Below are 18,280 nucleotides of genomic sequence, written 5' to 3'. Positions count from 1 at the left end.
GCCCCCCTCAAGGCGCCGGCGTTGGCGCCGCGCCTTGTTCCTGCAACCATGCGATGAACGACTGCATGGCAGCGTTTGCCAGCTTTTCTTCCGCACAAACGAAGTAGTAGGACTTTGGTGAGACATACGACTTGGCGGCCAGACGCAGCAATCGCCCGGCGCGGATGTCGTCGCCCGCCACATAGTCGGGCAGCAACGCCAGACCCATGCCCCCCACTGCCGCCTGCAGCCCCATCGTGAGCAGTCCATAGCGTGGACCGTCGTCCGGGTTCGCAAGCTTGATGCGCATCTGCTGCAGATAGGCGGGCCACGCTTCCAGCGCGGCAATCTGGTGCAACAGCGGGATGCGCCGGATCGCCCGTGCCAGCGTGCCGCCTTCGGGCAATAGATCGGGGCTGCAGACCGGATAGAGTTCCAGCGGCATGACCTTCAGCGCAAAATGACGCGGCGGCGGGCCCGCGCAATACATGATCGCGGCATCGAGTGCGGCGCTTTCCAGATCGACGGGACCCACCTTGGTGGTGACGTTCAGCTGGATCTGCGGCTGTTCCTTCGCAAAGCGCAGCAGCCGTGGCAGCAACCAGATATTGCCGAGCGACACGGGCACCGAAAGATTCAGGCGCCCGCCCGCGGCGCGTCCGGACTGGACTTCCAGCGTCGCTTCCTCGAGCATTGCCAACGCCTTGCGCACGCTTTTGAGATACTCCTCGCCCACTGCGGTAGCCGCGACTGCGCCCTTGCGACGATTGAGCAGCCGCGCGCCGAGAAATTCCTCGAGTTCCGTGATCTGCTTGCTTACGGCGCTTTGCGTCAGGCACAGCTCGCCCGACGCTCCGGTGACACTGCCGATGCGCGCCGTGGCTTCAAGGGCCAGCAGGTTCGCCAGCGCCGGAAGGTGACGTCCGGTGGTGCTTTTCATACGAATATGGGCAAGAAGGGACGCGCAAATTGTCGATCATTTATTCCGGCAAGGAAAGCACCGATGACGAAACGTTGATTGCCTGCGCGGCATGGCGCCCTCAAGATGTTCGCAATTGGTTTAATGCGGATACCTCATGCGTGACATTACGCTGCCACCGTACCCTGACTTCGATCCCTTTGAGATGCCGCTGGCCGGGCTAGGCCACGCGTTGCGCTCCGGCCGCACCAGTGCGCAGGCACTGGTCGATGCATTCCTGGCGCGCATCGAAGCGTTCGACGGCAACGGCCCAGCCATCAACGCCATCAGCATGCTGAACCCTTCGGCCAGGGACGAGGCGCGACGTCTCGACGACGAACTGCGCACCCACGGTCCGCGCGGACCGCTGCACGGCATGCCGATGGTGGTGAAGGACAACATCGACACGGCAGGCATGCCGACCACCGCCGGCTGCGCGGCGCTGAAAACGGCCGTGCCTCTCGCCGATGCTGCATGCGTAGCCCGCCTGCGCGCGGCGGGCGCCATTGTGCTGGCCAAGACCAACATGTCGGAACTGGCCGCATCCCATGGGCGATTCGGCTATAGCTCGGCCAGCGGGCTGACGCTGAATCCGTACCGGCTGTCGCGTAATGCCAGCGGGTCCAGTAGTGGATCGGGCGCGGCGGTGGCGGCCAGCCTGGCAGCGTTCGGGCTGGGCACCGATTCGTTCGGATCAGTGCGCGGACCGGCGTGTGTCCATGCGCTCGTCGGCCTGCGGCCTACGCACGGATTAGTCGACAACGCGGGCGTGCTGCCGCTGGCGCCGTCTTTCGATACGGTGGGTCCGCTGGCGCGATGCGTCAGCGATGTGGAGGTCGTCATGGATGCGTTGGCGCCGGGGCGCGGCTTCGGGCTCGCCCCGGCGACACTGGCGGGCCGACGGCTGGCCGTCGTATCCGACTTCGCGGGCGGCAACCAAGAAATCGACACGCTGTTTGGCCGTGTCCTCGCTACGATCCAGGCCGCTGGCGCAGCGTGCTATCCGGTGCGCCTGCGGGCCGCTTTCATGAATCTCTACGCCGACCTGTTGGGCGAGATCACGCGCGCGCAATGGGCCGCCGCACTCGACAGCTATCTCGGCCGCTTTGCCGGCTCCGCCCCTGCAACCGCACAAGCACTGCTCGCGAAGATCGAAGCGGGTATGGACAACAGGGCGCGCCAGACCAATCCACTGACCGTTGACGCATTGCGACAGTCCATCGAGGCTCGCAACACCGGAGTCACGGTCGATATGGCGGCGCTGCGGCGCGTGCGCGCGCTGATCGATCAGACGTTCCATGCGTGCGGTGCCGATGCGATGATCTTTCCAACGCAGGCGTGTCCGGCGTCTCCTCGCTTCGATCAGGCTGATGCCAGCTATCACTGCCAGGCCGCGCAGCCGCTGGCCGCGATGCATGTGGCCAGCGCCACGGGCCTGCCCGAGGTCAGCATGCCGATGGGATTCACCAAGGCCGGCGTTCCCGCCGGGCTGTCATGGCTAGGCCGAGGCGGGACCGATGCCGCACTGCTGTCGATGGCATCGGCGTTTGAGACCTTGACGCAGCACCGCCGTGCGCCCGATTGCACGCCATCGCTGCAAGCGGGCCGCCTTGTCATGCGATGCGGGACGATCTGAACCGCCGCGTGATGCGGTAACGGAATCCGAAGTCGATGCAGGAGGTAAGGACGGTACGCCCAAACGATGACACCCGCGCATCCTGCAAAGGACCGCGGGTGTTGCTCTTGTGGGCAGGACGGATCGATTACTTGGTTTCTGCGGCGTTGGGAGCGGCGGCAGGCTGTGCGCTGGCCAGATCAGCCTTCGTTGCCGTAGCTTGTGCAACTGTCTTGACGGCTGCGGCTTCCGGCGTCGGCATGGTATCCATTAGCACGGTGACCATGGTGGGATAGTCGTACCCCGCGCCGGTGCCCATATCCACGGCGAGGCCGATCAGCCCGCCAAACAGGATGTTGCCAAACACCAGGCCATTGGCCGACGACTTGGCGGTGGTGAGCGCCGGGTCAATGCTTTCCTTCTGGCACTTGATGCTCATGTCACCGTATGCCTTGTGCACTGTCACGGACCCTGGAGTCGTCACGAACCACGATCCCTTATCGTTCGTCAGTTCGCATACGGCACCCGATACCTGCGAACCCGATTTCATCGCCTGAACCGAGATCGGTTGACTGGAACTACCCGCAATGGATGCGCAGCCGGAAAGAATGGTGACAGCAACCGCTGCAGCAATACTCGCTACTTTCATAGGACCCTTTCGTCATTTTTTTTGGTCCCGCAATGTAATCCATTATTTGGACTTTTTTTCCAAATATTGCATATACGCGACGTACCCCTTTTGCGGGGTACCTCGGTGCGATATTGCATGTCCGCAGCAAGGATTTATGCGCCGGCAACTTATCCGGCATTCGCTATTTCTTGCTGGAAAGACGCCTGCCGAATTGGCTGCCGATGATTGCAGTTCAGACGTGGCGCGCCAGCCTGTCCGCCGCCGCGCGCACATGATCGCCATGCTGATCGAGCGCGGGCGCGGCGAACGGCTCGGGGCCGGGCGTGCGACCGAACGTCACCGCGCGCGTAAAGCCGCGATAGCGGCCGACGACAGGGTGCTCGAAGGTGGCCACCATCGCTTCGGCTGTCACTTGCGGAAAGTCGAACATATCCTCCACCGATCGAGCGGCTGCACACGGCACTTCTTCGCCGAACAGTGCCTCCCACTCAAGCGCCGAGCGCTGCTGCAACGCGGCGTGCAGGCGTGGGAGGATTTCGCCCTGATGCTGGGCGCGCTTGCGCACGCTGTCGTAACGATCGGTCGACAGCAGATCGGCCAAACCAGTTTTTTCGCACAGCGCGCGCCAGAAGTGCGGGGTGTTGGCCGAAATATAGATGTAGCCGTCGCGGGTGGGATGAATGCCGGTAATGCCGCCGGAACGCATGTCGCGGCCGACTTCCCTAGGTTCCGATTCGGCCCACACCATGCGCGCCGATTGCATGGTCAGCGCCGCGCGCAGCAGCGATACGCCGACATACTGCCCCGCCCCGCTCTTCTCGCGCTCGTAGAGCGCCGATGACACCCCGCCCGCTACCAGGGCCGATGCGTAGTAGTCCACGATCGAGCCATACAGGATTTCTGGCTGCCCACCCTGCTTGCCCTGCAGCGTGCACATCCCGGTCATGGTCTGCAGCACCTGGTCGTAGCCGGCCTTGTCCTTCAGCGGTCCGGTTTCGCCATAGCCCGTGACGGCGCAGTAGATCAGGCGCGGATTGACGGCGCAGAGCTGTTCGTAGCCGATACCAAGCCGGCCCGGCACGCTGGGCCGGAAGTTGTGCACCAGCACATCGGCGTTGCGCACCAGCGCCATCAGGCGCTCCAGATCGGCGGGATCCTTCAGGTCCAGAACGACGCCGAGCTTGCTTCGGTTGACGCCCAGAAACGCGCGGCTTTCTGCTTCCAGCGTGGACGGATACTTGCGCAGATTGTCGCCCGCGGGCGGCTCGACCTTGATGACGTCGGCGCCCTGGTCTGCCAGCAGCGAGCAGCCGTAGGGGCCGGCGATATAGGCGCTGAGGTCCAGCACGCGCACGCCGCTTAACGGGCCCGGTCGACCCGCGCGGTGCGAGGCAAACACGTCGTCCCCTGTAGTGATATGGCTTTGCATACGGTCTCCGGATCGCGAGCGGTTCAGTCCACGACGATGTTCTGCTGTTTGGCAAGCACCTTCCAGCGCGCCACATCGTCGGCGATGGTCTCGACAAACTGCTGCGGCGTAACCGGCTTTGCCTCGGCGCCCTCCTTGAGGATCGCCGCCTTCACGGCGGGCTTCTCCAGCGCGTGGTTCACAGCGGCATTGAGCCGCGCGACGATCGCCGGCGGCGTGCCGGCCGGCGCGAGAAAGCCCCACCAGAGTTCGAACTCGTAGCCAGGCACGGCGCTGGCCATCGGCGTCAGATCCGGCGCAACCGGGCTCGACTTGAGGCTCGTGATGCCCACCGCGCGGACCTTGCCGGCGCGCACCATCGGCAACAGCGACGGTCCGCTCGAAATCAGCAACTGGGTCTGGTTGCCGATCAGGTCGGTCACGGCCGGGCCCATGCCACGATAGGGCACATGCGTGATGTTCAGCTTGCCGGCCTTTGCCTTGAGCAGTTCGGTGCCGAACTGATTGACGCTGCCGGGCCCGGAAGACGCGTAGTTGAACTTGCCGGGATTGGCGCGGATCGTGTCGATCAGTTCCTGCGGGGTCTTGGCCGGGAAGTCGTTGCTGACCGCCACGATAAACGGCCCCTGCGCCACCATCGCCACGGGCGCGAAGCTCTTGACCGCGTCGTAGGGCAGCTTGCCCTGCACCGCCGCGTTGGTGGTCAGGCTCGAAGATACCGCCACCAGCGTGTAGCCATACGGCGCGGCCTTGGCCACCATGCCGGTTCCGGTATTGCCACTGGCGCCCGGACGGTTGTCGATGATCACCGGCTGCTTCAGTTCCTCGCCGATCTCCTTGGCCACGATGCGCGCGAACAGGTCGTTCGATCCGCCCGGCGGATACGGCACGATGACCGTGATCGGCTTCGACGGATAGGCGCTTTCGGCCATCGCGCCGGACGCCGCCGCGAGGCCGCCAAGCGCGGCGATAAACGCAAGGCATGCGGCGGCGCGATGCCGGTGCAGGCGCGACTGCAAGGTCGTCATGGTTTTGTCTCCTGTGTGGTTTTTTATTTGAGCGGTACCCGTGCGCGCCGTCAGGCCGCGACGAGTCCGAGCCGCCTGGCGATCTCGACCGTGGCCTGCGCGCGGCGCACGAACGGCCCGTCGATCATCTTGCCGTCGACCACGTAGGCGCCGACGCCATCAGCCTGGGCCTGCGCGGCAGCCGCAACGACACGCACCGCATGCGCGATCTCGTCATCGGTGGGGCGATAGACTTCGTTGGCCAGCGCGATCTGGCTCGGGTGGATGCAGCTCTTGCCGAGGAATCCCATCTGGCGTGACAGTTCCGCTTCGGCGCGAAAGCCTTCCGCATCGCGAATATTGGCGAACACCGTGTCATAGGCGAAGACGTTGGCCTCGGCCGCCGCCATGCGCACCGCGAACATCGCCGACGCGATCGCAGCAGTATTGCGCCGGTGGATGCCGGCCGGCTCGAACAGATCGCCAAGACCCAATTGCAATCCCCCCACGCGCGCATGGGCGCACGCCAGTTCCGCGGCACACCGCAGCGCCTGGGGCGATTCGATGTTCAGCAACAGCCCCACTCTGGCATCGGCATCGGTGAAACCATTGGCGCGTTCGGCCCGTTCGATCGCGGCGGCCGCGCGGCGCACGTCGTCGGCGCTAGCGGGTTTCGGCAGGTTGATCAGATGCACACCCGGGAGCACCACCGCGGCAATGTCCGCCTCGAAATGCGCGCTGTTCAGACCATTGACGCGAACGATCAGCGTCTTCGCGGTCGCGCGCGCCTCGGCCGAGCGCAGCAGCTGCGCCAGCAGATCGCGCGCCTCGCCCTTCTTTTCTTCGGCAACCGCGTCTTCGAGATCGAAGGACAGCGCATCGGCGTCGCTTGCCAGCGCCTTGGCAAAGAATTCCGGCCGCGAGCCGGGGACGAACAACTTGCTTCTCATGGCCAGATACCCGTTTGCATTTTGTGCGATGTGTTCGTTGAGGGCATCCAGTGTCGCCGATGAAAAGCGCAAGATAAACTATACTTTTCTACCTTCGCAGCATAGAAAATCTATGGAAACCGCCTACCTTCGCGCCTTTGCGCTGGTCGTCGAAACCGGCACGCTCGCCGAAGCGGCGAGGCGCCTCAATGTCACGCCGGCAGCCGTGTCGCAGCAAATCCAGGTATTGGAGCGACAGCTGGGCACCACGCTGCTCGGGCGGTCGGGCCGTACGGTCAGCCCGACCGAAGCGGGGCGGCGCCTGGCGGAACGCTGCGTCGGACTGTTAAAGGAAGTGGACGCACTGCGGAGCTGGGTCAACCAGTCAGAGGCGGTGCGGGAACTCCGCATCGGCACGATCAATACCGCGCTGCACAGCCTGTTGCCCGACGCACTGGCGCGCTTTGCATCGGCCCATCCGGGCGTGTCGGTCCATATCCGCTCGGCCATGTCGACCGACTTGGTCGATGCGGTCAGGCAACTCGAACTCGATGCCGCGGTGTGCCTGCATCCGCCGTTTGCCATGCCCAAGGGCTTTGCGTGGGAACTGCTGCGTCAGGAACCATTGGTGGTGCTTGCCCCGGCGCGCGATGAACACGCGGATCCTCATGAACTGCTGCGAACCCGGCCGCTGATCCGCTACGACCGCGATCTCGGCGGCGGCCGACAGGCTGACGAATACTTGCGCCGCGCGGGCATTGCGCCGGTGCAGGAGCGTTTTGAACTCAGTTCGCTGCTGGCCATCGCGATGATGGTCGATCGCGGCCTGGGCGTGTCGCTGGTCCCGGACATTGCATCGCCGCTGACCGCGCGGCTGCGCATCGCAAAGCTGGTGCTGCCGGCCGCAACGGAGCCGCGCCGCTTTGGCGTGCTGTGGCGCCGGTCGTCGCCGTGCGCCACGCTGATCGAATCGTTCCTAGATCACGCGCGGGCCGCTGCGCGGCGATGAGGCAACCACTTCGCACCCGAACGCCCTGTGCACCGGCCGCGATTTGCTGGCGCGCCATGAACCACCCCGGCGCCCGCTATTTCCCGCGCATCATCTTTCTGGCCTCGCGCCGCAGGGTGGCCACAAACTTCAGCAGCGTTTCGTCCTGACCGCCGCGTCGCCACACCACCCCTACCGGGCCAAATGACCCGACATCGGCCAGCGGCAGGCGCCGTACCAGCGCGCGATCGACCAGATGCCCTGCCATGGCGGCCGAACAGACGCCCAGGAAATCGCTGGCATGGAGAATCGATTCGAGCACCATGATCGAGCCCGTTTCCAGCGCTGGCACGATGCCCGCACCGCCGCGCTCGAGCAGCGTGTTTTCCAGTCGCACGCGCATCAGCGTATCGCGCGGCGGCATGGCCCATGGATAAGCGTAGAGGTCTGTCCACGCGATCTCGGTGGCGCCCGCCAGCGGATGCCTGGGCCCAACCACGATCGCAATATCGTCTTCGAACAGGACTTCGTGTTCCAGCGTTGGCCCATAGGCGCGTGCGTCGATCGAACCGACGATCAGGTCGAACTCGCGTTCTTCCAACTGGCTCAGCAGCCGATTGAAAACGCCCTCCGAAACCTGGAAGGCGACGTTGCCTTCTCGCTTGCGAAACGCAAGGATGGCGCGCGGCAATAGATGCGCGATGCCGGCCGTTACGCTGCCGATATGCAGGCGCGACACCTCGCCGCGTTCGAGCGAGATGAGATCGTCGTGGGTGCGGCTGACTTCGCCCAACACGCGCAGCGCCAGCTTGCGCACGGCCTCGCCGGCAGGCGTCAGGCGCATCTGCTTGCCGCGCAGCACCAGGCGCGCGCCAACCAGTTCCTCCATTTCGCTGAGCCAGTGGGATACCGCGGACTGCGTCATGTGAAGGCGGTCGGCGGCCAGGGTCAGCGTGCCGGCTTCGATCAGCACCAGAAACGATTCGAGATGGCGCATGCGCAGCCGCCGGGCCCACGCTACGGCGTCTTGCGGAGACTGCATGAGTATTTCCTCATGGTTGGTTCGGAAGTTTTCATTGGCGACGGCGGCGAAGTCGCGGCAATAATGCGCTGGCAGCGGCCGCACTGCAACCACGACACGCTTGAAGACAAGGATACGACATGAGGAAAATCTCCATTCGGGGAACGATGCTGGCTGCGGCCCTGGCGCTTGGTGCCAGCGTGCCTGCCTGGGCCTGTGGCGAAGCGGGCAATAACCGGCCGATTCGCCTGGTGGTTTCGCAGCAGGCCGGCGGCGGTACGGACACGCTGGCACGCATGTGGGCCGAAGCGGCCAGCCGCGATCTGGGCACGACCATCGTCGTCGAAAACAAGGCCGGCGCAGGTGGCGTCATCGCCGCGAAATACGTGCTGGCACAGCCCGCCGATGGCTGCACGCTGTTCTTGGCCGGCGTATCGCAGATGGTGCTCAACAAGTTTGCCTACGCGCCGCTTGCCTACAAACCCGAGGTGGACTTCGCGCCGGTGGCCGTGCTGACCACCACGCCGTTCGTGCTGGTTGCCAATCCGCAGTCCGGCATCCGCACGCTGCAGGATCTGGAGGCGATGGCAAAGGCCAAACCCGACGCGATCAACTTTGCCTCGTCGGGCAAGGGCAACTCCACGCATGTGATTGTCGAGCTGTTTCAGAAAAATCAGAAGCTGCGCATGACGCACGTGCCATACAAGGGCGAGCCCGACGCCATCGTCGGCACGGTCAGCGGACAGACGCAGGTGATGGCGCCCACCGTGGCCAGCGCGACGCCGCAGATCCAGGCCGGCAAGCTGGTGCCGCTGGTGCTGTTTTCGCCCAAGCGCGTGCCGGAGCTACCCAACGTGCCCACCGCATCCGAACTGGGGCTGACCGGCTTTGACGATCTGGGATGGATGGGCATCGCCGCCAAGGCGGGCACGCCGCCCGAAACGATCCGCCGGCTGCACGCCGCATCGCAAAAATTCCTCGCCGACAAGTCCGTGCTGCAGAAGCTGAAGACGATGCAGGTGATCCCCATGCCGGGACCGTCGAGCCTGTTGATGCAACTGACCGAGCGCGATACCGCCCGCCTGCAGGGCGCGATGTCCGACGTCGATTTCAAGGCGAACTGATCATGAGCACTCAGGGAATGGTGGTGTGCCCGCAGCCGGAAGCCGCGGAATCGGGCGCGGAAATCCTCAAGGCCGGCGGCAACGCGGTGGACGCCGCGGTGGCCTGCGCGCTGGCCCAGACCGTGGTGGATCCGCTGATGTGCGGCATGGCCGGATTCGGCACCGCTGCGGTGTACATGCCGGGCAGCAACGCGCATGAGTATTTCGATTTCCACGCGACCGCGCCGGGCAACGCGCTGCCCGACATGTGGGCCGATCTGCTCGAAGGCGAGGCGCGCGACGGCTTCGGCTTCTTCATCAAGGGCCGGCTCAACGATATCGGCTATCAGTCGATTGCCACGCCGGGCACGCTGCGCGGGCTCGAGGCGATGCACAGCGCGCACGGCCGCCTGCCGTGGGCCGAAGTGGTGGCACCAGCCGTGGATTGGGCGCGCAACGGTTACTTCGTGCGTCCCGGCATGTATGCGTTCTGGACCGACGACGCCACCATGGGCCGCGCCAGCAACCGCGAGCGTCTGGCTTTCAGCGCCTCGGGCCGCGCACTCTATTGCAAGGAAGACGGCAGCCCGAAGTCGATCGGCACGCCGCTGCGCAATCCCGACATGGCCAATGTGCTGGAACGGATCGGCCGCGCGGGCGCCGACGATTTCTACCGCGGCGAGATCGGCGCCGCGATTGTCGAGGACATGGCGCGCCACGGCGGGCTGATTTCGCGCGCCGATCTCGATGGCTATCGCGCGGTGCGGCAAAAGCCACTGTTCGGGCGTTACCGCGACCGCATCGTGGCGACCAACCAGCCGCCGGGCGGCGGCGCGATGCTGCTGGAGATGCTGCACGCGCTCGACCAATTCGATCTGGCGTCGATTCCCCACAACTCGCCCGAGTACATCACGATCCTGTGCGAAGTCATGAAGCAGGCCACTGTCGACAAGGACCGCCATATCGGCGATCCGGCCTACGTCGACGTGCCGCTCGACGCGCTGCTTTCGGCCGAACGCGCCACGGCCACGGCCGACGCGATCCGCAGCGGCCATCGCGTGGCCGTGACGCGCGTGAACCCGGGACACGCAGTGCCGCGCGACACCACGCATCTTTCGGTGGTCGACCGCGATGGCAATTGCGTGTCGCTGACGCATTCGCTGGCGATGCCCGCGGGCGCGATCACGCCGGGACTGGGCTTCATGTACAACGGCTGCATGGGCGTGTTCGATCCGCGGCCCGGTCGCGCGGGAAGTATCGCGCCAGGCAAGCGCCGCTTTACGTCGTCGTGCCCGACGATTGTGTTCCGCGACGGCAAGCCCGAGATCGTGCTCGGCGCGCCCGGTGGCACGCAGATCGCAATGGGCGTGCTGCAGGCGATCCTCAATGTGGTCGATCGCGGCATGACGATGCAAGAAGCGGTGTCGTCGCCGCGCTTCTCGTCGACCAGTAACGCCATCGACGTCTGCAATCGCGTGCCGCGCGCGGTGACGCGACAGCTCGAGCAGCGCGGCTACGAAGTCATCCGCAATCCCTACAACTACACGATCGGCTGGGTGCACGCGGTGCGCATCCGCGATGGCCTGCTCGAAGGCGGCGCGGACCCGGGGCGCGACGGTGTCGCGTACTCGGTCGAAGCGTTGATGTAGCGATCACTGGCGATCACTGGCGCTGCGGTCGGGCGCGCGCGGATGCGGGCGCTGGCCGCAGGCCCTTGCCGCGCGTCGCCAGCCAGCAGAGGATGGAGCCGGCCACTACCATCGCAGCGCCCTTCCAGAATGCCAGCGACAGCGGCGCGTCCAGCAGCGCCGCGGCCAGCGCGGCCGACAGCACCGGAATAAAGTACGACGCGCCGGCCAGCACCGTGACGTTGCCGTGCAGGATGCCGACATTCCACGCGGCATAGCCAAATCCCATCGCGCAGGCCGCCAACGCCAGGTGAATCGCACCGTCCAGGCTGAACGCCATCGGCGCCCCGCCAGCGATCAGATACTTGGCCCACAACGCCAGCGCCGTCAGCATGAAAAACAGCGTGACACCATTCTTGCCCTCGGCAATCCGCGCCGTCACTGTGCAGTAGGCGGCCCAGATCATCGCGCCGGCAAACGCCAGCCCGTAACTCAGCGGGTTGTCCCGCAGATTGGCCGACAGGCTGGCCAGATCGAGCCCCTGTTCGCCACCGAGCACCGACGTGACGCCCAGGATGGCCACTACAAAGCCGGGCACGATCAGCCAGTTGGCGCGTTGCCGGTTGAACAGGATCGCCGCCAGCATCGTGAAGCTGGGCCAAAGATAATTGACCATGCCCACCTCAATAGCCTGTCGGCCGCTGTTGGCGTAACCGATCGACAGCGCCAGGCACAGTTCGTACGACACAAACAACAGGCTGCCCCAGATGCGGTACGCACGCGGCAACGCCCCCAGCCGCACCGGGCCGACGCAGAGCCAGAGCAACACCGCCGCCAGCGAGTACATCAGCGCGGCCCCGCCCGTGGCGCCAAAACTATCGCTGACGCTGCGGATCAGCCCGACGATCGAACTCCAGAGCACCACTGCAACAAGCCCGACCAGCGTGGCCTGTTTTCTTTCCATGACTGCCATGTGGATAAAACCAGCGAGATACGTAAAGGGCAGCAGTTTACTTGGCCTGCGCGCGAGCACGCGCTTCCGGAGGTTTTACGCTGCGGATGCTTCGCGCCGGCATCACAAAATCGCCCGCGCTAGCCGAATGCCGCAAACTTCTCGGCCAGATATTCCACGAACAGCCGGATGCGCGACGACAGCTGGTGCCTCTGCTGGTAGACCGCATAGATGTTGGCTTCGGGCGTTGCGAATTGCGGCAGCACCTGCACCAGGCGGCCACTGCGCAGATAGCGGTCCACGTCCCATTCGGCGCGCAGCACGATTCCATGGCCCTGCAGCGCCCAGTTCACGGCAATCTCGCCATCGTTGGTGGTGAGCCTGCCGCGCACGTGAATCGACTCGGTGCGTGCCTTGGCGCCCTTGACCGGCGTGAGCCGCCACACGCCATAGGCGTCGCTGCCCTGGCGGATGCCGATGCAGTTGTGGCGATGCAGATCCGCCGGCGTCTGCGGCGTGCCGTGCTCGCGCAGATAGCGCGGCGACGCAACCAGCAGGCGACGGTTGGGCACGAGCTTGCGCGCCACGATGCGCGCGTCGGGCGGCTCGCCGAAGCGCACGCAGACATCGAATGCGTCTTCGCTCAGCGGCGGCGGATCGGCCGACAGTTGCAGTTGCACGTCCACATCGGGATACATGCGGCTGTACTCGGCGATCACTGGCGCCACATGCATGCGGCCAAAACCCAATGTGGCGTTGACGCGCAGCAGGCCGCTTGGCCTGCCCTTGGCGCGGGTAAGCAGTTGTTCGAGGTCGTCCAGTTCACCGAGGATGCGGCGCGCATGCTCGAGCAGCACTTCGCCTTCCGGGGTCAGGCTCATACGCCGCGTGGTGCGGGTCACCAGCGGCATGCCGATGCGCATCTCCATCTGGCCCAGCCGCTTGCTAACCGCCGCGGTCGTGACGCCCAGGTCGCGCGCCGCAGCGCTGAGGCTGCCGGCCGCGGCCAGCGTCGTGAAAAAGCCCAGTTCAGCCGGCTGGATCGCACTGTTGGCAGCCATTTTTCGCCTTTAACCTAAGGGTTAAGAATGGATTAACTTTAGCCGCAATCCAAAACCTGGTCCACCGTCCACAATGCATGCCACGCGCAGCAGCGCTATCGAAAGTCGGCAGCAGCCAGCGGCTGCGGACCGGATTTCCAGACCAGACAGGAGACGAAAGGTGAAGACGTACAAGATCGCAACCATCCCGGGCGACGGCATTGGCAAGGAAGTGGTTCCGGCCGGCCGGGAAGTGATGGAGGCGCTGGCGGCTTCGGGCGCCGGCTTTCGCTTCGAGTTCGAGAATTTCGACTGGGGCGGCGACTACTATCGCCAGCACGGCGCGATGATGCCGGCCGACGGCCTCGACGCCCTGCGCGACAAGGATGCGATCCTGTTCGGCTCTGCCGGCGACAACCAGATTCCGGACCACATCACGCTGTGGGGCCTGCGCCTGAAAATCTGCCAGGGCTTCGACCAGTACGCCAACGTGCGCCCGACGCGCATCCTGCCCGGTATCGACGGCCCACTTAAGCGCTGCGCGCCGGAAGACCTGAACTGGGTGATCGTGCGCGAGAACTCGGAAGGCGAATACTCAGGCGTGGGCGGCCGCGTGCACCAGGGCCATCCGATCGAAGCGGCCACCGACGTATCGATGATGACCCGTGTCGGCGTCGAGCGCATCCTGCGCTTCGCGTTCAAACTCGCCCAGTCGCGCCCGCGCAAACTGCTGACCGTGATCACCAAGTCGAACGCGCAGCGCCATGCCATGGTGATGTGGGACGAAGTGGCGGTGGAAGTGGCGAAGGACTTCCCCGACGTCACCTGGGACAAGGAACTGGTCGACGCCGCCACCGCACGCATGGTGAACCGCCCCGCGACGCTCGACACCATCGTCGCCACCAACCTGCACGCCGACATCCTCAGCGATCTGGCCGCGGCGCTGGCGGGCAGCCTGGGCATCGCCCCAACCGGCAATATCGATCCCGAGCGCCGCTACCCGTCGATGTTCGAGCCGATCCACGGGTCTGCGTTCGACATCATGGGCAAGGGACTGGCCAACCCGGTCGGTACGTTCTGGTCGGTGGTCATGCTGCTGGAACATCTGGGCGAAAACGCCGCCGCGCAACGCGTAATGGCCGCCATCGAAGCCGTGACCGCCAACCCGGCACTGCATACCGGCGATCTCGGCGGCAAGGCAAGGACGGTGGAGGTGACCAAGGCGGTCTGCGATTTTCTGGCGGCGGACGGACAGGCCAAGGCTGCATAGGGTGGCCTCAGGTCGCATAAGCCGCATAAAGCCGCGCAGAGACGCATAGAGCCGCGCACGCGTCGCTGTCTGCGCGTCAAGCCACCGCGGCCGGTCAACCGCCGCACCAGCGGCGGGACGCGCCACGCATGCGTCGCGCATTTGCGGGCCGCGCGGGGCTGTTGGCGTCGAGCTTGCGGCCTGTCACGCATTCCTATTACTACAAGCAAAGGAGACAACCATGCGTCGATTCACCACCCACTTTGCCTGCCGCGTCGTCAGCCTGTCCGTCTGCGCCATCGGCCTCTGTGCCGCCACCGCCGCGACGGCGCAGGACTGGCCAGCCAAGCCGATCAGCCTCGTGGTGCCGTTCCCGTCGGGCGGCACCACCGACATCCTGGCGCGCGCGCTGGGCGACCAGTTGTCGAGATCGCTAGGCCAGCCGGTCATCGTCGAGAACCGCCCGGGCGCGGGCGCCACGCTGGGCGCCGACTACGTTGCCAAATCGAAGCCCGATGGCTACACGCTGCTGATGGGCGCCGTGCACCACACGATCGCCACTTCGGTCTACAAAAAGCTGCCCTACAGCTTCCAGAAGGACCTGGCGCCTGTCTCCACGCTGGCGATGGTGCCCAACGTGCTGGTCGTCAACAGTGCGAAAACGCCCGCCAAAAACGTGGCGGAACTGGTAGCTCTGGCGAAGAAGGCTTCGCCGGAAATGTCGTACGGATCGAACGGCAACGGCACCGCGCAACACCTGATTGGCACCCAGTTCCAAACGGCCACCGGCATCACGCTGCTGCAGGTCCCTTACAAGGGCAGCGGCCCACTGACCACCGACCTGCTGGGAGGCCAGGTGTCGATGTCGTTCGACACGCTGACGACGGTGCTACCGCACATCAAGGCCGGCAAGCTCAAGGCGCTGGCGGTGACCACGGCGAAACGGTCCAGCGCATTGCCTGACGTGCCGACGATGGAAGAGTCCGGTCTGAAGGGCTTCGATATCGGCACGTGGTTCGGCGTGCTCGCTCCGGCCGCTACCCCCGCACAAGTCGTGACACGCCTGAACGCCGAGATCGTGAAGATCGTGAATTCACCCGATTTCCAGCAGCGCATGCTGGCCGCCGGCGCCGAGCCAATGCCGAGCACGCCCGAAGCCTTCACAAAGCGCATCGGCGACGAAACAAACAGATTTGCCGCGCTTGTCAGGGACGGCAAGATCAACATTGAGTGAATGGGTGCTGCCTTGGTTTTGGGAAATTGCCGGGGGTGTTATCGATAGCGTAGAGGCGCACGCACGGCCAAATTCCAAAACCACGCGCGTATAGGTCTTATCCGCCCCCGAGCACGAGCGTGTAGCGGCGGCACGAGTGCGTCTTCTCCACGGTAGGTCCGCAGGACCGACCACCCCGCCAACGCCGCTAAAGAGTGTATTCCGACCATGGGTTGCAGGGGATGGCCGCACCAGCATGCCCCGCGATGTACTGCCTAAGTACTCAAACAGTTTAGTTACTGTTTAGTTTTTGTACTGCTGGCCCTTGGCATGCCCCCAAACAGTTCTGCTAGTGTCCTTTTTAAGTACCATTCAAGTACCTGAACTGTCCCACGCCGTTATGACACCGCTGACACCGTTCGATCAGATGTCGCCCGCCGAGCAGGACGCGCTCTTCGATGCCATGGCCAATAACGACAGCGACGACGTCGCCCCGCGCCCAGCTCGCTCAGGACAATCCCATCTACGTCTCCACGCCGGACACACCTAAGGGCCTCGTCGAGAAGCGCTTCCCCGACGGCCGGCGACAGAGTGCGCTTCGACCAGGATGGCGAACACGTTGTCGTCGACAGCGGGCAAAAACGGTATCCAGACCGTCGCAGGAGCTGTAGAGCAACGTCTGCAGACACGAAGACCCCAGCTGGAGCCGGGTTCTTCATGTCCGCGCCACTAATAACAACTACCACCAGCGTTCGAACTCTTTGAACTGAAGCGTTACATGGGCAAACGTATCGGTATCAATCGGAGAACGGAACGTGGCAGTAGCAATTGCTCCAGAGGTATCACGCTTCTTCATTTCCCACGCTAGCTCCAAGCGCCCACTCACCACGCCGAGCGTCAACGAGAAGTGATCACCCATATCAACAAGAGAGACTTTCGTTGTATCAGGCGCAGCTAGCCCCTGAACAAACGTATCCCACGTTGTGCAGTCGAACCATGCATAACCCCTATACGCCAGCTTATGTCCGAACTGCTGCACATCAACTGCGATTTGCATCCTCATTGACGGAACATGTTTATCCGTCTCGACAACGTCAAGGCACAAGCGCAAGGGCTTTTCAATATTGATAATCATGGCTTGTATTACCTTCCTGTGGGAAGTGCATGGATAGCCGGAAAAAATTCCACCAAACGGCGCGGTGCCGTCAGCATTGTAGAACTCGACTTCGCAGTTTCCATCGCCATAGTCTTCGATAACGTACCCGATATCTCTCACTCTGAGTCCGTCGTGTGGGTTCTCTTGATTAACATACCGCACACGGTTGTATATTGAGATTTTCGCTAACGCTGCCTTGCAGAGTCAGAAGCGCGCAATATCTGCCTCACTTGTCGAGCAATATCCTCCACAATCGCCTTCGGTCCAGCAATAGTGAGGCCGACGAAAGTTTCTGCCTCGATCGTTATTGAGTCGATACCGAGCCAAACTACCAGAGTTTCAATTTCTTGCGATCCACCAACGCCCCAAAGCTTATCAATACCAACCGCACCACTCCTTACAAGGACAGTATGGATGGCATCTCTAAGTGCATCGTCATATTCATTTCCGAGAAAAATAGTTGCTTCCTCTGTGCCCATTCTTAGAACCCCAAATCCTTGCCGCCCGACCGGCTTACAGATTCAATAATTTCCTCCCAGTTCTTGCCTTTGGCCCTAAGCCAGTCGACTGTTGGCCCCAGCTTATCGCCGTACTTCTCGAGATTCCTAGCGTAAATCGCCTCGGGCTGCGGTGCAGGTGCAGCAACTACTTTCCCGAGACTATCCCAACGTTCAGTGTCGCGTAATTCGGCGACACTGTTCCAAGCGCCTGTTGCGCATTCTCCCCCGCGCAATCTGGTTTCGTTAAAGAGCACGGCACGCCCTCGCGGGCACGCGGATGCGCCAGTCTAGCCGAACGGCCATGTGGATTTGCAACGGTGGGACCGCCCCGAACAGGCGGCTAAGACGGGAGGGCTGGGGTCTCGGGGCAACGCCCTGAGGGACTGCGACGGGCGCACGCGACCTAGCTGGCAGGATTTCCACAGGCCAAGACGGGTGCTTCTAATCTAGTTTGTAAGCCGACCCGGGCTTTCCAAATCCCTCCCAAAATACCCACAAGCGTCCACAGTTTGGGCATTTCAGCATTGGCCGCATCGCCCGATAAATGTCTTCGGCATCCACATCGCCTGAGAATTTGTCATAGGCTTCATCTGAGATGAACAGCCACTGATCTCGACAGGGTATCTCGCCATACGTGATCCGGTGACCGCACTTGCAAGTCATGCTCGGCATATCTATCTCTTTATAATTTTAATGTCAGTAATGTTTGTTGCCCCGGCTCCTCTGACACGCTGCAATATACTCCCTAGCTGCTCAGGAGTTACCGACGAGTTTGTCAGGTCTAGGACGATACCTGTTGCTTGCGTATTCTTACTTGCGATCGCAGACACAATCCGATTTGGGTTGCTCGTCGTAGGTAGTTACACGTCGTAGGCTACACCG

At 63.6% G+C, this 18,280-nt stretch carries 17 protein-coding genes and 1 pseudogene; 6 read left to right on the top strand and 12 right to left on the bottom strand.

From position 1 onward, the window contains the following. Nucleotides 1-7: 7 nt before the first annotated feature. A complete protein-coding gene (locus AC1RKI_RS13250; RefSeq protein WP_084003879.1) occupies nt 8-919 on the bottom strand; it encodes a LysR substrate-binding domain-containing protein in 912 nt (303 codons plus the stop codon). A 136-nt stretch (nt 920-1,055) separates the two neighbouring features. Between AC1RKI_RS13250 and AC1RKI_RS13245 the strand changes: the two genes are divergently transcribed. Next, the gene (locus tag AC1RKI_RS13245; RefSeq protein ID WP_492795645.1) at nt 1,056-2,573 is read left to right on the top strand and encodes an amidase family protein; all 1,518 of its coding nucleotides are present in this window, start codon (nt 1,056-1,058) and stop codon (nt 2,571-2,573) included. 127 nt (nt 2,574-2,700) lie between these two features. Here the strand turns inward: AC1RKI_RS13245 and AC1RKI_RS13240 are convergent, their stop codons facing one another. The 4 genes from AC1RKI_RS13240 to AC1RKI_RS13225 form a co-directional block, all read right to left on the bottom strand. Then, the gene (locus tag AC1RKI_RS13240) at nt 2,701-3,201 is read right to left on the bottom strand and encodes a hypothetical protein (protein WP_150980242.1); all 501 of its coding nucleotides are present in this window, start codon (nt 3,199-3,201) and stop codon (nt 2,701-2,703) included. Nucleotides 3,202-3,415: 214 nt separating this feature from the next. Then, a complete protein-coding gene (locus AC1RKI_RS13235; RefSeq protein ID WP_492795642.1) occupies nt 3,416-4,612 on the bottom strand; it encodes a CaiB/BaiF CoA transferase family protein in 1,197 nt (398 codons plus the stop codon). Nucleotides 4,613-4,635: 23 nt separating this feature from the next. Then, complete coding sequence (locus AC1RKI_RS13230; protein ID WP_492795640.1) at nt 4,636-5,640, bottom strand: tripartite tricarboxylate transporter substrate binding protein; 1,005 nt, start codon at nt 5,638-5,640, stop codon at nt 4,636-4,638. 50 nt (nt 5,641-5,690) lie between these two features. Then, entirely contained in the window at nt 5,691-6,569 is an 879-nt protein-coding gene (locus AC1RKI_RS13225; protein WP_492795638.1) for an HpcH/HpaI aldolase/citrate lyase family protein, read from the bottom strand. Between the two features lie 112 nt (nt 6,570-6,681). Here AC1RKI_RS13225 and AC1RKI_RS13220 point away from each other — a divergent pair, with 112 nt between their 5' ends. Beyond that, a complete protein-coding gene (locus AC1RKI_RS13220) occupies nt 6,682-7,557 on the top strand; it encodes a LysR family transcriptional regulator (RefSeq protein ID WP_492795636.1) in 876 nt (291 codons plus the stop codon). A 76-nt stretch (nt 7,558-7,633) separates the two neighbouring features. On the opposite strand, the gene AC1RKI_RS13215 is transcribed toward AC1RKI_RS13220, so the two are convergent. Then, on the bottom strand, nt 7,634-8,578 hold the full coding sequence (locus AC1RKI_RS13215; RefSeq protein ID WP_404994366.1) for a LysR family transcriptional regulator: 945 nt from the start codon (nt 8,576-8,578) through the stop codon (nt 7,634-7,636). A gap of 119 nt (nt 8,579-8,697) precedes the next feature. On the opposite strand from AC1RKI_RS13215, the gene AC1RKI_RS13210 reads away from it, so the two are divergent. Then, complete coding sequence (locus AC1RKI_RS13210; protein WP_404994365.1) at nt 8,698-9,681, top strand: tripartite tricarboxylate transporter substrate binding protein; 984 nt, start codon at nt 8,698-8,700, stop codon at nt 9,679-9,681. Nucleotides 9,682-9,683: 2 nt separating this feature from the next. After that, entirely contained in the window at nt 9,684-11,309 is a 1,626-nt protein-coding gene (gene ggt / locus AC1RKI_RS13205; RefSeq protein WP_492795634.1) for a gamma-glutamyltransferase, read from the top strand. Nucleotides 11,310-11,322: 13 nt separating this feature from the next. Here ggt and yddG read toward each other — a convergent pair whose 3' ends face one another. Next, nucleotides 11,323-12,261, bottom strand: coding sequence for an aromatic amino acid DMT transporter YddG (yddG, locus tag AC1RKI_RS13200; RefSeq protein ID WP_492795632.1), 939 nt, complete (start codon nt 12,259-12,261; stop codon nt 11,323-11,325). Nucleotides 12,262-12,380: 119 nt separating this feature from the next. Continuing rightward, entirely contained in the window at nt 12,381-13,301 is a 921-nt protein-coding gene (locus tag AC1RKI_RS13195) for a LysR substrate-binding domain-containing protein (RefSeq protein WP_492795630.1), read from the bottom strand. Nucleotides 13,302-13,461: 160 nt separating this feature from the next. On the opposite strand from AC1RKI_RS13195, the gene AC1RKI_RS13190 reads away from it, so the two are divergent. Both AC1RKI_RS13190 and AC1RKI_RS13185 read left to right on the top strand, forming a co-directional pair. Further along, complete coding sequence (locus AC1RKI_RS13190) at nt 13,462-14,550, top strand: tartrate dehydrogenase (protein WP_061954467.1); 1,089 nt, start codon at nt 13,462-13,464, stop codon at nt 14,548-14,550. 220 nt (nt 14,551-14,770) lie between these two features. Continuing rightward, complete coding sequence (locus tag AC1RKI_RS13185; RefSeq protein WP_150980227.1) at nt 14,771-15,763, top strand: Bug family tripartite tricarboxylate transporter substrate binding protein; 993 nt, start codon at nt 14,771-14,773, stop codon at nt 15,761-15,763. 718 nt (nt 15,764-16,481) lie between these two features. Here the strand turns inward: AC1RKI_RS13185 and AC1RKI_RS13180 are convergent. From AC1RKI_RS13180 to AC1RKI_RS13165, 4 genes and pseudogenes are all read right to left on the bottom strand, one after another. Further along, the gene (locus tag AC1RKI_RS13180; protein WP_251165061.1) at nt 16,482-16,877 is read right to left on the bottom strand and encodes a hypothetical protein; all 396 of its coding nucleotides are present in this window, start codon (nt 16,875-16,877) and stop codon (nt 16,482-16,484) included. Between the two features lie 206 nt (nt 16,878-17,083). Further along, nucleotides 17,084-17,377 carry a hypothetical protein gene (locus tag AC1RKI_RS13175; protein ID WP_150980222.1) on the bottom strand — a complete coding sequence of 98 codons (294 nt, stop codon included), beginning with the start codon at nt 17,375-17,377 and terminating at the stop codon, nt 17,084-17,086. Nucleotides 17,378-17,839: 462 nt separating this feature from the next. After that, the gene (locus AC1RKI_RS13170; RefSeq protein WP_492795897.1) at nt 17,840-18,061 is read right to left on the bottom strand and encodes a DUF8617 domain-containing protein; all 222 of its coding nucleotides are present in this window, start codon (nt 18,059-18,061) and stop codon (nt 17,840-17,842) included. Nucleotides 18,062-18,072: 11 nt separating this feature from the next. Beyond that, nucleotides 18,073-18,243 (bottom strand): annotated as a pseudogene (locus tag AC1RKI_RS13165) (CdiA C-terminal domain-containing protein); the annotation flags it as partial. Nucleotides 18,244-18,280 lie beyond the last annotated feature (37 nt).

This window comes from Cupriavidus sp. GW822-FHT06G04, assembly GCF_058799075.1.
The sequence above is the reverse complement of the archived record's forward strand: the minus strand, read 5'-3'. Positions and strand labels throughout refer to the sequence as shown.